This is a genomic window from Variovorax sp. dw_954 (assembly GCF_018449755.1).
GTDB lineage: Bacteria > Pseudomonadota > Gammaproteobacteria > Burkholderiales > Burkholderiaceae_C > Variovorax.
In genome coordinates this window covers 147,761-162,389 of the sequence record NZ_JAAVVD010000007.1, presented here as the reverse complement: position 1 = coordinate 162,389, position 14,629 = coordinate 147,761, and the positions used below count along the sequence as shown (strand labels likewise).

At 68.0% G+C, this 14,629-nt stretch carries 13 protein-coding genes; 4 read left to right on the top strand and 9 right to left on the bottom strand.

What is annotated here, in order from left to right; all coding sequences use genetic code 11:
- Positions 1-10: 10 nt before the first annotated feature.
- From HB681_RS13625 to HB681_RS13615, 3 genes are read right to left on the bottom strand one after another with little or no spacing between them, the layout of a single operon-like run.
- Positions 11-643, bottom strand: coding sequence for a glutathione S-transferase (locus HB681_RS13625; RefSeq protein WP_213955357.1), 633 nt, complete (start codon positions 641-643; stop codon positions 11-13).
- Between the two features lie 50 nt (positions 644-693).
- Entirely contained in the window at positions 694-1,566 is an 873-nt protein-coding gene (gene yghU, locus HB681_RS13620) for a glutathione-dependent disulfide-bond oxidoreductase (RefSeq protein WP_213955356.1), read from the bottom strand.
- Between the two features lie 25 nt (positions 1,567-1,591).
- Positions 1,592-1,840 carry a DUF1272 domain-containing protein gene (locus HB681_RS13615; protein WP_213955355.1) on the bottom strand — a complete coding sequence of 83 codons (249 nt, stop codon included), beginning with the start codon at positions 1,838-1,840 and terminating at the stop codon, positions 1,592-1,594.
- Between the two features lie 100 nt (positions 1,841-1,940).
- On the opposite strand from HB681_RS13615, the gene HB681_RS13610 reads away from it, so the two are divergent.
- On the top strand, positions 1,941-3,503 hold the full coding sequence (locus tag HB681_RS13610) for a cation:proton antiporter (RefSeq protein ID WP_213955354.1): 1,563 nt from the start codon (positions 1,941-1,943) through the stop codon (positions 3,501-3,503).
- A gap of 52 nt (positions 3,504-3,555) precedes the next feature.
- Here HB681_RS13610 and HB681_RS13605 read toward each other — a convergent pair whose 3' ends face one another.
- From HB681_RS13605 to HB681_RS13590, 4 genes are all read right to left on the bottom strand, one after another.
- Entirely contained in the window at positions 3,556-4,788 is a 1,233-nt protein-coding gene (locus tag HB681_RS13605; RefSeq protein WP_213955480.1) for an MFS transporter, read from the bottom strand.
- Between the two features lie 176 nt (positions 4,789-4,964).
- Positions 4,965-6,515 carry an alkaline phosphatase D family protein gene (locus HB681_RS13600; protein WP_213955353.1) on the bottom strand — a complete coding sequence of 517 codons (1,551 nt, stop codon included), beginning with the start codon at positions 6,513-6,515 and terminating at the stop codon, positions 4,965-4,967.
- Between the two features lie 109 nt (positions 6,516-6,624).
- The gene (locus HB681_RS13595; RefSeq protein WP_213955352.1) at positions 6,625-7,308 is read right to left on the bottom strand and encodes an anti-sigma factor; all 684 of its coding nucleotides are present in this window, start codon (positions 7,306-7,308) and stop codon (positions 6,625-6,627) included.
- 5 nt (positions 7,309-7,313) lie between these two features.
- Entirely contained in the window at positions 7,314-7,898 is a 585-nt protein-coding gene (locus HB681_RS13590; protein WP_213955351.1) for a sigma-70 family RNA polymerase sigma factor, read from the bottom strand.
- 137 nt (positions 7,899-8,035) lie between these two features.
- Here HB681_RS13590 and HB681_RS13585 point away from each other — a divergent pair, with 137 nt between their 5' ends.
- The gene (locus HB681_RS13585; protein WP_213955350.1) at positions 8,036-9,301 is read left to right on the top strand and encodes a plastocyanin/azurin family copper-binding protein; all 1,266 of its coding nucleotides are present in this window, start codon (positions 8,036-8,038) and stop codon (positions 9,299-9,301) included.
- On the opposite strand, the gene alaC is transcribed toward HB681_RS13585, so the two are convergent.
- Together alaC and HB681_RS38725 are read right to left on the bottom strand one after the other, a co-directional pair.
- Positions 9,273-10,484, bottom strand: a complete 1,212-nt coding sequence (gene alaC, locus HB681_RS13580) for an alanine transaminase (protein ID WP_213955349.1) — start codon at positions 10,482-10,484, stop codon at positions 9,273-9,275. The genes HB681_RS13585 and alaC overlap by 29 nt on opposite strands.
- A 323-nt stretch (positions 10,485-10,807) precedes the next feature.
- Entirely contained in the window at positions 10,808-12,529 is a 1,722-nt protein-coding gene (locus tag HB681_RS38725; RefSeq protein ID WP_213955348.1) for a 2Fe-2S iron-sulfur cluster-binding protein, read from the bottom strand.
- A 101-nt stretch (positions 12,530-12,630) separates the two neighbouring features.
- Between HB681_RS38725 and HB681_RS13570 the strand changes: the two genes are divergently transcribed.
- Together HB681_RS13570 and HB681_RS13565 are read left to right on the top strand one after the other, a co-directional pair.
- On the top strand, positions 12,631-12,954 hold the full coding sequence (locus HB681_RS13570) for a hypothetical protein (protein ID WP_213955347.1): 324 nt from the start codon (positions 12,631-12,633) through the stop codon (positions 12,952-12,954).
- A gap of 198 nt (positions 12,955-13,152) precedes the next feature.
- Complete coding sequence (locus HB681_RS13565; RefSeq protein ID WP_213955346.1) at positions 13,153-14,268, top strand: OmpA family protein; 1,116 nt, start codon at positions 13,153-13,155, stop codon at positions 14,266-14,268.
- Positions 14,269-14,629: the final 361 nt, after the last annotated feature.

The window sequence follows — 14,629 nt, the reverse complement described above, 5'->3', positions numbered from 1 at the left end:
GGTTGGACAGCTACAGCGCCGTCGATGGCCGCTGCGCCATGGCCGTCCGCCAGCGCTGCAGGTGCGGGTGCCCTTCCCCCGGCTTGACCTTCACGATGCGTGCGAAATCGACGGCCACCACCGCGGTGATGTCGGCAATGCTGAATCGATCCGAGGCAATGAAGTCGCGCCCGGCCAGGCGGTCGTTCAGCGTCACGAAGAACTGCTGCACCCTGGCCAGGCCGCGCTGGGCCAGTTCGGGAATCTGGCCATAGTCCACCGGCCCCGGCAGCGCGCGATTGGCCATGGCGGGCACGCTGTTGCGCAAGGCCTCGGCAATGGCGACCAGGCCCTCGAACTCCACGCGCCAGTTCCAGCTCGCGATCTCGGCCTTTTCAGCCGGCGTGCTGCCCAGCAGCGGCGGCTCCGGAAAGCGCGCCTCCAGCCAGGCAGTGATCGATGCGTTGTCGGTGAGAAGCAAGCCGTCGTCGGTCTGCAGCACGGGCACGGTGCACTGCGGATTCAACTTGCGGAAGGCCTCGCCGAGTTGCTCCCCGCTCCTCAGGTCCACCTGGACCGTTTCATGCGCCACGCCTTTTTCGGCGAGCAGGATGCGGGCGCGACGCGGGCTCGGCGCCGTGGCGCAGTCGTAGAGGGTGATCATGGTGTGGATGTCTCGTCCTGGTGGTTTTCGTTCTGGGAGGGAGTACGGCGTCAGCTCGCCGGTGCGAGCTTGTCCTGGGTCTGCGTGTCGAAGTCGGAGGCCTCATGGCGCTCGTGCAACTGGCTGGCAGGCTGGCCCCAGGTGCGGTTGACCATGCGTCCGCGCTGCACCGCCGGCCGCTTGGCGATCTGGTCGGTCCAGCGCAGCACGTTCGTGTATTCCTGCACCTGGAGGAACTCGCCCGACTCGTAGAGCTGGCCCTTGACGAGCGTGCCGTACCAGGGCCAGACGGCCATGTCGGCGATCGTGTAGTCATCGCCGGCCAGGTACGGGCTTTCCGCAAGGCGACGGTCCAGCACGTCGAGCTGGCGCTTGGTCTCCATCGCGAAGCGGTCGATCGCGTATTCGATCTTGCTCGGCGCATACGCGTAGAAGTGGCCGAAGCCACCGCCAAGGTAGGGCGCGGCACCCATCTGCCAGAACACCCACGACAGGCATTCGGCACGCGCGGCGCCACCAGCCGGCATGAAGGCGCCGCCGAATTTCTCGGCCAGGTACATCAGGATCGCGCCGGACTCGAACACGCGCACCGGCGCCGGCCCGCTGCGGTCCAGCAGCGCCGGGATCTTGGAGTTCGGGTTGACAGCCACGAAGCCGCTGCCGAACTGCTGGCCCTCGTTGATGCGGATCAGCCAGGCGTCGTACTCCGCGCCCTGGTGGCCCAGCGCCAGCAGCTCCTCCAGCATGACCGTGACCTTGACGCCGTTGGGCGTGGCCAGCGAATACAGCTGGAGCGGATGGCGACCGACCGGCAAATCCTTGTCATGCGTCGCACCGGCGATCGGGCGATTGATGTTGGCGAAGCGGCCGCCGCTGTCCTTGTTCCAGGACCAGACGGAGGGAGGCGTGTAGGGGGCATTCATGCGTTGGTCTTTTCAGGAGAGGAATTCAGGGTGCCGTGGCGCAGCCTTCGGGCTTGAACACGCGCGTGGTCGAAGCCGGGAACTTCGCGACCTTGTCGGCCGCCCGGCGAGGCCGCGGCAGCAACTCGCCGCCGCAGTTGGGACAACGTCCGGCCAGGCGCGTCTCGGCGCAGTCGCTGCAGAAGGTGCACTCGAAGGAGCAAATGCGGGCGGCTGCGTCGTCGGGTGGCAGGTCGCGGTCGCAGCATTCGCAACCTGGGCGCATTTGAAGCATGGCAGGAACCTCGGTCAGTTGGGTCGCTGCATTCTGCCTTTGGCTCGCGGATGGTGCCCGGGCTCTTGGCAAAGCCGCCCGTGGCTGCTACACAAGCCGCATGGCCACCTTCGAATGGATCATCGTGCTGCTGCTCGGCGCCGCGCTCCTTGCCGCGCTGGCGCGCAAGCTCGGCGCACCCTACCCCACCTTCCTCGCGCTGGGCGGCACGCTGCTCGCGTTCGTGCCCTCGAGCCCGAACTGGACGCTCGACCCGCATCTTGCATTGACGCTGTTCGTCGCGCCGGTGCTGGTCGACGCGGCCTACGACACCTCCTTGCGCGACCTGCGCCTGAACTGGCGGCCGGTGGCGGGCCTGGTCATCGCGGCGGTCGGCACCACCGTCCTCGCCGTCGCCTTCGTGGCCCGCTGGCTGGTGCCCGACATGCCGTGGCCCGTGGCGATCGCGCTGGGCGCCATCGTCGCCCCGCCTGATGCGGCCGCGGCCACCGCGGTGATGCGTCAGGTGAAGCTGCCGCACAAGCTGCTGAAGATCCTCGAGGGCGAAAGCCTGTTGAACGATGCGAGTGCGTTGCTCGTCTACCGGCTCGCCATCATGACGATGATGGCCGGGCACCTCGGCGTCGGCAGCGTTGCGCCGGTGTTCCTGTTGACGCTGTTCGGGAGCCTCGCGGCCGGCGTGGGCTGCGCCTATGTGCTGCGGCCGATGATGGGCGCGATCCACGACGTGCCGATCGCGCTGATCGTGCAGTTCGCGCTGGTCTTCGGCGTGTGGATCGCGGCCGAGGCGATCGGCCTCTCCGGCATCCTGACCCTGGTCGCCTACGCGATGGCGGTCGCGCGGAGCGGCTCGCAGATGGCCGCGCGCATGCGGGTGCCGATCTTCGCGGTGTGGGAGTCGGTGGTCTTCGTGCTGAATGCCTTCGCCTTCGTGCTCATCGGCATGCAGTTGCGGCCGATATGGACGCGACTCGAAGCCGGCGGCGGACAGGCGCACGCGCTGGTCACCGCGGCGGTGGTGCTTGTCGTCACGATCGCGGCGCGCTTTGCGTGGGTGATGGTCTATTACGCATTCAAGCGCCGGCGGGCCGATGCTTCGGCCGACCCATTGCGGCCGCGGCCGACCGTCGGCGGCGGCATCGTGCTGTCATGGGCGGGCATGCGCGGCATCGTCACGCTGGCCGCGGCCTTCGCGATTCCGGAGACGCTGCCCGACGGCACGCCCTTCCCCTTCCGCGACCTGGTGCTGCTGTGCGCCTTCGCGGTCGTGCTCGGCACGCTGGTGCTGCAGGGCCTGACGATGGCGCCGCTGATTCGTGCCATGGGCCTGACCGATGACGACCCGGTCGGACGCGAGATCCGGCTCGGGCGCACGCATGCGTACAGCACGCTGCTCGACGCGATCAAGGACGACGACACGCTGTCAGGCAAGCTGCTGCGCAAGGAATACGGCGCGGTGGTCGAGCTGAATTCGAGCCCTGCCGCGGATGCGCCGGTCGATGACGTCCCCGGCGGGCCGCTCCGGCGTCGTGCGATCGCGGTGGCACGGCAGCGTGCGTTCGAATTGAGGCGCGACGACGTGATCGGCGACGACGCCTACCGGGTGCTGGTGCAGGAGCTGGATTGGGCGGAACTGAGCGCGGGCGGCGGCAGGCAGGGCTGACACGGAACAGACGCCGCCACCAGCGCTCGCCGCGCCGCAGCGGCAATCGCCATCAACCCGCCGACGCTTCCCTTACCACCGTCGCCGGCGGCCTTGCCGCGGCCCGCGCGCTCGCGATCGACCACCCGAAGATGCCCATGCCGACCACGGCGAGCAAGGCGCCGACCCAGCCGGTCGAAGTCCAGCCCAGGCCGGCGCTGATCGCCAGCCCGCCCAGCCACGCACCGAGCGCGTTGGCCGTGTTGAAGGCCGAATGGTTCAGCGCCGCGGCCAGCGTCTGCGCGTCGCCGGCCACATCCATCAGGCGGATCTGCAGGGCCGGCCCGATCGCCACCGTGGTGCCGATCAGGAACACGCAGAGGCCCGCCGTGACCACGTGGTGCGCGGCAAAGGTGAAGGCCACGAGCACGAAGAAGGCATACACGAGCAGTCCGCCGATGGTCGTCGTCAGCGACTTGTCCGCCAGCCGCGCGCCGACCAGGTTGCCCGTGACCATGCCCAACCCGAACAGCGCCAGCACGAAGGGCACCCCGGCCACCGACATGCCGGCCACTTCGGTCAGCGTCGGCTTGATGTAGCTGAACACCGAGAACATGCCGCCGAAGCCGATCGCGCCGATGCCGAGCGTGAACCAGACCTGCTTGCGCTTCAATGCGCCAAGCTCTCGCCAAGGACTCGCACCGATGGCCGGCTGGATATCGGGAATGTCGCGCCGCAGCAGCGCCACCGCGATCAACGCGACGATGCCGACGAAGACGAAGGCCGCGCGCCAGCCGAACACCTGGCCGAGCCAGGCCGCGATCGGCACGCCGACCAGCGTGGCGCCGGTGAGCCCCAGCATGACCAGCCCCACCGCACGCGCACGCCGGCCGGGCGGCGCCAGCGCCGCGGCCACCAGCGCTGCCACGCCGAAGTAGGTACCGTGCGGCAACCCGGAGGCAAAGCGCAGCAGGTTGAGCGAGAAGTACCCCGGCGCCACCGCGCTCGCGAAATTGCCGAGTGCGAAGAAGGCCATCAGCGCGATCAGCAGCGTGCGCCGGTGCCAGCTCGCTGCGGCCACGGCCAGCACCGGCGCGCCGATCACGACGCCGAGCGCGTAGGCGCTGATCACATGGCCGGCCTGCGGGATGCTCACGCCGATGTCGCGCGCCACTTCGGGCAGCAGGCCCATGATGACGAACTCGCCCGTGCCGATGGCGAAGCCGCCGACGCCGAGCGCGAGGATCGCGCGCAGGAAGTTGACCTTGTCGGGATCGATGGACGGGGAATCCATGCCGTCGGGCATGGGAGTGGCAGCGTTCAAGACCGGTTCCTCCTGGGAGGCCCGGCGAAGACTGCGGGCCAGGCCGCGATTTTAGGGAAAACCCCTAAACCTTTGCTTCTCGTCGGAATCGGCCCGGGCTCTGCCCGGTCGCCCGCTCGTGTCGTGGCTGGCGCTGCGCCTTGGCGCCGATGCCCGCATCAGGTCGATGCCACCTGCACACCCGGCGCACCCGGCTCGACCGTGAAGCGCGCGATGCGAGTCACCGGCGAAGTCGCCAGCTTCACGTCGTCGACCGCCTGGAAGTCCACCGTGCAGCCGCGCACATCGAGCGACATCAGGGCATAGCCGCGAACGTCACCACGGCCGTAGCGCAGGTGCGGGTTCTTCGCGAGCAGGTTGGCGACTTTCGAAGGGCTCGGCCCTTCGGAGGTGATGGAGCCGCCCACGAACTCGGTGGCCACGGGCCTGCCGTCCGGCGTGCGCTTCAGGTCCGCCGCGAAGAAGGCGTGCACGTCGCCGCTGATCACCAGCGGGTTGCGGCGCGGGTCGGCGGCCAGTGCATCGAGCAGCCGGCCGCGAGCGGCGGCATAGCCGTCCCATCCGTCCATCCAGTAGCCGTGCTCCGGGCCGCTCTTGCGGTCGGCCTCGGCCATCAAGGTCTGTTGCGCGATGACGGTCCATCGGGTGGGCGGAAGTTGCAGTTCCTGCGCAAGCCAGGACTCTTGCGCCTTGCCGAAAAAGGAGCGCTCCGGCGCGAGCCGATCGGCGCAATCGGTCAGCGGCGAGGCGCTTCGCTTGATCAGGCAGGCGTGATGCGAGCGGTACTGGCGCCCGTCCATCAGCAGCACGTCGAGCATCTGGCCGAAGCGGTAGCGGCCGTAGATGGTCGTCGACGGGCCGCGCGGCCGCATGCGCATCGGAACGGGCATGTGCTCGAACCATGCCTGGTATGCGGCGGCGCGCATGGCCAGGAACTCGTCGGGGTCGACGCTGCGCGGCGATACGTCGTCGGTGTAGTCGTTGGCGACCTCGTGGTCGTCCCAGGTCACGAGCCACGGATGCGCGGCGTGGGCGGCCTGCAGGTCGGCGTCGGTCTTGTAGAGCGCATGGCGCGTGCGGAATCCGGGCAGGTCGGTCGGGATGCCGCCGGCGTGCTTGCGCACATGGCGCGAGCTCCAGGAGCTTTCGTAGATGTAGTCGCCGAGGTGCACCACCAGGTCGAGCGATTGGGCGGCGATGTCGCGATAGGCCGCGTAGAAGCCTTGCTCGAACTGCTGGCAGGAGGCGAACGCGAAGCGCGCGGGCGTGGCGGTGTCGTCCTCGGCGGGCGCAGTGCGCGTGCGGCCGACAGGGCTGCGCGCATTGCCCGCGGTGAAGCGGTACCAGTAGAAGCGCGCGGGCGCCAGGCCCTGCAATTCCACGCGCACCGAATGTGCCAGTTCCGCGGTGGCGCGCACCGTACCGCGTTGCACGATGCGCAGGAAGCGCTCGTCCTCCGCCAGTTCCCAGGCCACGTCCACCGGCGCATCGTCCATGCCGCCGGTTGGCTGGAGCGGATCGGGCGCGAGGCGGGTCCACAGCACCATGCCGTCCGGTCGCGGGCAGCCCGAAGCCACGCCGAGCGTGAAGGGGTCGCGCCCGCGCCAGGCCTGCGCATGCAGTTGCAGGAAGGGCTGGCCGAGCGATGCGGTCGCCAGGGCGCCGCCGAGAATGCGTCGGCGCGAGAGCGTGGGGAATGAAGTCGTCATGGCGAATCACACCGGCGGGATGCCGGCACGGCGCCAGTGTATTGAGGGAGGCGCTGATCAAGTCCTCCGCTGACCGCGCGCCGTGGCGGCAGCCTTGCCCGGAATCTCCTTACTGCGGCGCCATCGCCGTGCGAGCGCGTATCAGGTCGACGAAGCTTTGGAGCTCGGCGGGGTCGACATCCGAGATGGCCCAGGCGTTCATGCCGGCCGCGGACCAATGGACCAGGTTGTAGCCCTGGCGCGTCAGCCGTTGCGGGGGCTGGTCGCGCTGACCCGGCGCGGCCGGCCAGGTGAAGAGGTTGATGACATGCGAGCCATGCCCGTAGACCATCGCGGCCACGGTGCGGCCATCGATGTAGTCCAGCCTGCCTCCCGACATCGGAAAGCCCTGTTCGGCCAGGTCGATGACGGGCGGCGAGAAATCGATCTTGCCGGCGAACCAGGGCTTGACCGTGTGGTGGTTGGTCGCGCGGATGTCGGCCAGGTGATCGGCCAGCAGCGAGCGCACGTGGCTGGCGGTGACTTCGTCCTGGATGTCGTTCGTGGGCGGCGCCACGAGCAGGATGCTGGCGGCGATCCACGCGGTGGCGAGGCCGGCGCCAAAGAGCGCCAGCGATTCGAGCGCACGGCGCCAGCGCGCGGGCAAGCCGGCCCGAGCCTGCAGCGCCTGCGTCGTCTGCATCGTCTGCGGCATGCCCGCGCGAATGCGCTGGGCCAGCGCCTCCGGCGGCGCATGGCGCACCGCATGCTGGCGAAGCAGTTGCGACAGGGCGGTGTCTTCGGCGTTTTCCATGGTCTTCAGGCTTTCATTTCGCGCAGCGCGGCCGGGCTTGCAGTCGTTGTCGCCGTCGTCGCGGGTCGCTCGCCCTGCAAGGACTTTCGCAGCATCGCCCGGGCCCGGGAGAGGCGCGACATGACGGTGCCCACCGGCACGCCGGCCACGCGGGCGATGTCCTCGTAGCTCATCTCCTCCAGCTCGCGCAGCACGATGACTTCGCGGAAGGCAGGGGCCAGGTCCGCGATGGCCTGGTTGACGCGCGCGGCCTGGTCGCGGTGGTCGAGCAGGATGAGCGGGTCCGCATGGCTCGCGTCCGCCTGCGCCATGATCGCGTCGCTGTCGCGCACCTCGTCGAACTCGACCTGGTCGTCGAGATGACGGTTCTGCCGCAGCCAGTCATGGCAGGCATTGCGGACGATGCCCAGCAGCCATGGCCGCACGTCCTCGCCGCGCACGTCCTTGAAGAAACGGAAGGCGCGCAGGTAGGCCTCCTGCACCGCATCCTCTGCGCTGCGGTCGTCGCGCAGCAACCAGCGCGCAAGGTTGTACGCGGCATGCAGGTGCGGCATGACGGTGGCGTCGAAGGTTCTGGCGGTCGGGGTCAACGGCTGCTCTTGATCAGGGGACGGGGCGCAGGCCGGTTTTATTCCAATCCCGACCGACATGCACGGGCTTTGCGCGCACCGGGAATGCGGCGCGCTGGCGGCGCGTCATGCATGGGTCCATCCAACGAGGTTCGCCCATGCGTTTCATCCAACTTCCCTCCGTCCTGCTGCGCGGCGCCGTCGCCGCGGGCATCGCCATGTTGACAGCAACTGCCCTTGCCGCCGGGCCCAGGGTCTACGTCGGCAACTTCAAGGACAACACGGTCAGCGTCGTGGACATCGATGCGGCCAAGGTCGTCGCGACCGTGCCGGTGGCGGCGGGCCCCGACGGCATCGTGGTCAGCGCCGACGGCAAGAGCGTGTTCGTGAGCGGGTCCGGCGCCTCGTCGCTCAGCGTGATCGATGCGGGCAAGGACAGCGTCGGCAAGACCATCGAGGTCGGCAGCGGGCCGCAAGGGCTGGCGCTCGGGCCCGACGGCAAGCAGGTGCTGGTGGCAGTCAACGGCGCCGACCGTGTCGCGTTCGTCGACGTGGCATCCGGTGCGGTCGCCGATACGGTGCCCGTGCCGAAGCCCCACACCATCGCGATCAAGCCCGATGGCAGCCAGGCGTACGTGTCGTCGCAGCAGCCGGGCAGCTTTGCCGTGGCCATCGTCGACATGGCGACGCACAAGGTGAGCGGCGCCATCGCGCTCGACAAGCCGCCGCGCGACCTGGAGTTCTCCCCCGACGGCAAGCTGCTCTACCTCACGCTGGCCGGCGCGCCCGCGGTCCAGGTGGTCGATGCCGTCGCGAACAAGATCGTGGCGCAGATTGCCACCGGCGTCTCGCCGCACATCGCGCAGCACTTCGCTTCGCTGGCGCAAGGCGTGGTCGTGGTGCAGGGCCCGGGCGAACTCCAGTTCTTCGACCCCGCAACGAATGCGGTGGCACGCAGCATCGCGGTCGGCAAGCAGCCGCACTGGGTCGACATCACGCCGGACGGCAAGCGCCTCGTGGTCAGCAACGAAGGCGGCAATTCGATCAGCATCGTCGACCCCGCGTCTGGCCAGTCGCAGACGGTGGATGTCGGCAATGCGCCGCGCAAGGTCGCAATGCAGCATGCGTCCGCTGCCGGTCATGCCGACATGGGCGGCGGCGCCAAGGTATCGATCGCCAACTTCGCCTTCGTGCCGGGGCCGACGACCATCACCGCCGGCCAGAGCGTGACCTGGCGCAACGACGACGGCGCGCCGCATGGCGTCGCCTTCCAGGACAAGGCGCCCGGCGCGCCGCTGCTGCTGCCCGGCGAACAGTTCAGCCGCCGCTTCGACAAGCCCGGCAGCTACGAGTACGTGTGCTCCGTGCACGCGTACATGACGGGCGTGGTGGTGGTCAAGCCGGAGCCGGCGCGTCAGCTTTGAACATGAGCTTGATGCCGCGCACCGCCTGGCGGATGCGCGCCTCGTTCTCGATCAACGCAAAGCGCACATGCCCATCGCCATGGTCGCCGAAGCCGATGCCGGGCGACACACAGACCTTTGCTTCTTCCAGCAGCTTGCGCGAGAAAGCCAGCGAGCCCATGTCGCGGTACTGCGGCGGAATGCGCGCCCAGATGTACATCGAGGCCTTCGGCAGGTCGACCTCCCAGCCGGCTTCGGTCAGGCCCTTGTGGAGCACGTCGCGCCGGCGCTGGTACTGCGCGGCAATGTCCTTCACGCATTGCTGGTCGCCTTCCAGCGCCGCGATGGCCGCGACCTGCAAGGGCGTGAAAGTGCCGTAGTCGTGGTAGCTCTTGATGCGCGCGAGCGCGGCCACGAGGTCCGGGTTGCCGACCATGAAACCGATGCGCCAGCCCGCCATGTTGTAGCTCTTGGAGAGCGTGAAGAACTCGACCGCGACGTCCTTTGCGCCCGGCACCTGCATGATCGACGGCGCCTTCCAGCCGTCGAACACGATGTCGGCATAGGCCAGATCATGCACCACGAAGATGTCGTGCTTCTTCGCGAGCGCGACGACACGTTCGAAGAAGCCGAGCTCCACGCACTGCGCCGTCGGGTTCGACGGAAAGCCCAGCACGATCATCTTCGGCTTGGGGTAGCTGCCGCGGATGGCCTTCTCGAGTTCGGCGAAGAAGTCGACGTCTGGCGACACCGGCACCGAGCGGATGTCGGCGCCGGCGATGACGGCGCCGTAGATGTGGATCGGGTAGCTCGGGTCGGGCACCAGCACGGTGTCGCCGCGGTCCAGCGTGGCGAGCATCAGGTGCGCCAGGCCTTCCTTGGAGCCGATCGTGACGATGGCTTCGCTGTCGGGGTCGATGTCGACGGCGTAGCGGTCCTTGTACCAATGCGTGATGGCGCGGCGCAGTCGCGGGATGCCCTTGCTGGCCGAGTAGCCGTGCGTGTCGGGCCGCTTCGCGACTTCCGTGAGCTTGGCCACGATGTGCGCGGGCGTCGCGCCGTCGGGGTTGCCCATGCTCATGTCGATGATGTCTTCGCCCCGTTGCCGCGCCGCGAGCTTGAGCTCGGCCGTGATGTTGAAGACGTAGGGAGGAAGGCGGTCGATGCGCGCAAAGCGGCGCCTGCCTGACGAAGCGGAAGTCATGTGTGGAACTCTCACGTAAGCGCCCGGAACCGTCCGAGCGACGTGGCCTGCCGTGAGGGCGGGCCCGCGACGATCTTAGCGGGTTCAACCTGGAAAAAGCAGTTGGATGCGCCCGAGTGCGCCGTGATCGGCGCGCCAGGCAAGGCGCGAGAACGCGGCGGGCTGATGCCCGCAAGGCCGAGCAACGCCGCATGGCGCGTCGAGCGCGGTGCAATCGGGTGCATAGCGCTTTCACCTCATCGGTGAACGTGATCGAAGCCGGGAACGTCAAGGACCATGCTGCGTGTCTGAGGGTTCAGCGCGGTCAACTGCTTTTTCCAGGTTCAATGATCCGGCAGGCGAATTTCGGCCCACGCTTCGTCTTGCGGTGGGCCGCCATCTCCAAGCGGACCCGGATCCCAGGCAAGGCCTTCCTGCGAAATACCTGCCGCGCTGGCAGCGCTCCTGGAGACCAGGAAGCTGCCGCTCGCAGCTGTCAGTCTGCTGCGGATGCATTCGAGATCCTCGACCGGTCCGCCGACGATCGCCATCGTCGCGGCGCCGAGGGTCCCGACCACGACCCTGCCGCCGTGCATGGCCAACGACGAGCTTGCGTGCAGTCCCAGGTCCCGGGCGAGTTCGTGGCACAGGCTGGCCGCATCGGTGTCGATCCTGCGAGACACCGACAGCGCGCTGGCCGAAGCCGCCCGCGGGTCGTCGCCGCAGCGGAACAGGAGGATCCAGCTCGACGCTGCGTGCCTGAAGACTTCGGCGCGCGAGACGGCCGCTGCTTCGGCGATGGCCTGGAAGTGGCTGAGCGCATAGATCGCGTCATGCGCGGCTGCGCTCGGCGCGACCGAGCCGGTGTCGAGCCTGGCATCCAGCAGAAGCAGCACCGCCTCGAACTCCGTCGCACCGGATGACGGCTGTATCGCGGGCCGTCCCGCGCGCGCGCCGGACAGGATCGGCACGACTTCCACATTGCCCACGGGCCGCAACTGGCACGCGAGCCGGATCGTTCCCTTCGTCGCGGCAAGACGGTGCAGGGCCCGTGCCTCGTCCACCTGCGGATCGGGGCAGTGCGACACGCCTTCGATGACGCGGACCCGGCATGTCGTGCACCGGGCGCGCCCGCCGCACAGCGCCTGATGGGGAATGCCGAAGCTTCGGCTCGCCTCCAGCACCGACCAGCCGCGCGGCACGCTGACGGTCCGGTCCGGATAGGAGATCCAGACCACCGACTTGCGCCGCCGCTCGTTGAGGCTGCGCGCCATGCGGCCGACCACGATCAGCAGCAGCAATGCAAGGTAGGTCCAGTGCGCGTCACCGCCAGACTGGTCCAGGCGGGCTTCCTGCGCGGCGTCTCCGTACGGCGCCGGGATGACACGCCCGGACGACGGGGCGGACAGTTCCCTGCCCATGTTGACGAATCCCAGCGCGGCCAGCACCGGCAGCAGCAGCGCCGCACCGAACAGCGCGAGCTTGACGCGCTGCGATGAGACGCGGTGGCCGAATGCGAACCGGAGCCCCAGGCATCCGTGGATCCAGCCGGGCGCCAGCAGCCCGAGCGCCAGGCCCGATGCGCCGCCGGCCCAGAGTCCTGCTGCGACGCGCGCGTATTCCGCGGAAAGGCCGAACCTGTCGTGCGCATAGCGAGTGACGATGAAATGCGCGATCAACCCGATCGGCATCACGAGTCCCAGGATGATGCGGATGCCCTGGACCGGCGGCATGCGAAAGGTCCGCCGCTCGTAGACGGCGAACAGCGCCAAAGAGATATGGGTGGCCGCCGCGGCGTACAGGAGCACCGTGCCGGGCAGGCTGTGCCAGAAGCGCACGGTGAGCCGCAGCGCTTCCTCCGCGGTGTCCAGCGACACCAGTCCCAGTGCATGACAGGAAAGATGCACGGCCACGTAACTGAACAGCACCAGCCCGCTGGCCAGGCGCAGGTCGCGGCGGCTATGCGGAATGAAGCGCAGGACTCGTTGTGAGAGATCCACCAGATGTTGCCCGCAGGGTGAGTGAAGAGATGCAGAGGCCGGCCTGCGCAAAGCCGGTGGCTTCACGCGATGCGAGCGAGTATTTCGCGGATCCGGATCACGGCGCAAGTCGTGCCGCAAGGCAGCGGTCCGCAACAATGCCGGACCATCACGGGGGAATTGTCCAGATGAGAAACACCGCATCGAACCCAGAACTGCGAATCCGCGACGGGAGCGGCGAAGAGCTTCTCCAACTGGGGCAGCTCCTGGTCCGTGTCTATTCCAGCCTCCCCGGCTTTCCCTCGCCCACCGAGCAACCCGGCTACTACGAGATGCTGGCCAACATCGGTCGCTTCGCGGAGAAGCCCGGGGCCAAGGTGCTGGTGGCGCTGTCGCCTTCGGACGGGCTCGTGGGCGGCGTCGTGTACTTCGGCGACATGGCGCATTACGGCTCCGCCGGTACGGCAACGATTCCTTCCAGCAGGCGTTGCAGGTATTCGGATTCCGCCTGAAGTTCGGGTAATTCAACGTTGCCGCCCCACGACCTGCACGGTACGAATCCTGCAAGTTCTGCAACTGCAAGTACTCACTCTCCCCTGAGGGCTACACACTTGGTTGCGAGTCGGCGACGAGCGCACCGGGCCACGGGAGTTTTTGGGCTTCAATGAACCTCCGCTGCGGTTTCATCAACCCTTCTTCGAGAGGCTCTTATGCTCGACCGACGCACTCTTGCGGCCTGCCTTGTGCTTGCCGCCCCGTATGCTGCCTGCCTGGCGCAGAACACCTTCACGGCGGACACGTACTTTGACAACCGCTGGTACATCACGCCCTTCGGCGCGTACGTCCATCCGGACAGCAATCGCAATGCCGAAAACGGGTGGGGCGGAGGACTGGCCGTTGGCAAGCCGATCAACCCGTACTGGAATATCGAGCTGCGCACCCAGTACGAGCAGCTCGATGGCAGGCTTGACACCACCCGTGGCATCTTCGACACCCAGAACAAATACAAGAACTGGAGCGGCACGATCGACGCGCAGTGGTTCTTCCTGGGCCGGCAGGGGCTGAGCAAATGGCAGCTGAAGAGCGTGCAACCCTATCTGGTGGCCGGCATCGGTGCGATCGACAACAAGACGGAGACGGCATTCGCCGCCAACAGCAGCCATACGAGCTTCATGGCCAATGCGGGCATCGGTATCGTCTGGCCGTTTGCCAACTGGGGCCGCCTGGTGAGCGATGTGCGCTACCGCTATGTCGACAACGCCAACAACACCAGGCTGGCGAGCCGGAGCAGTTCGAACGACTGGCTGTTCACGGTGGGCCTGCAAATCCCCATCGGGGCCCCGCCGATGGTGGCGGCGGCGTCGGTCCCACCCCCGCCGATGGCGGTGGCCCCACCCCCACCGCCGCCTCCGCCAGCGCCAGTGCGCAACTTCAACCTGGCCGCCGACGGCACCTTCGAGTTCGACAAGGCCGTGCTGACACCGACAGGCCGCAGCCGCATCGACGCCATGCTGCAGGAACTCCGGTCCGCCGGTTTCCGGGCGCGCTCGATCGTCATCGTCGGCTACACCGACCCGCTCGGCGGCGTCGAGTACAACCAGCGCCTGTCCGTGGCGCGGGCCAATGCCGTGCGCGACTACATGTCGGCCCAGGGCGTACCTGCCGGTGTGATTCAGACCGAAGGCCGCGGCAAGACGGAGCTCAAGGTCACTGAAGCCGATTGCAAGGCACAGGGCAAGGCGAAAAAGCGCAGTGATCTCATCGCCTGCCTGCAACCGGACCGTCGCGTGGAGATCCACGCCACGGGCGAACAGGCCGGGCCCTGAGCTACGCCAGTCAACCTTGAAGACCCGTCCTGCCATCGGGAGAGACCGATGAAGGACGGATAGCCGGCAGGACCCGACCGGCCCCGGACGCCCGATGACAAGCCCATCGGGCGTTTTTCATTGGCGTCCCGCACGCGATGCCGCACGGCCGACCCGGCGCAACGGCCACGTGAACGCGCATTGCAACCGTTGATTTGTGTATTCCCGCGTAACCAACCGGCGCCGGCAATCGAATAATCCGTGCAGACCAATGCAACCGGCCTGTTTCCAGGGCGGCGCCATCCGACGGTTGGCGAAGCAGATCGATGAATTGGCCTCGCTGTTGTTCGATTGGAATCCGGCGCGCGCATGGGCCTTCATT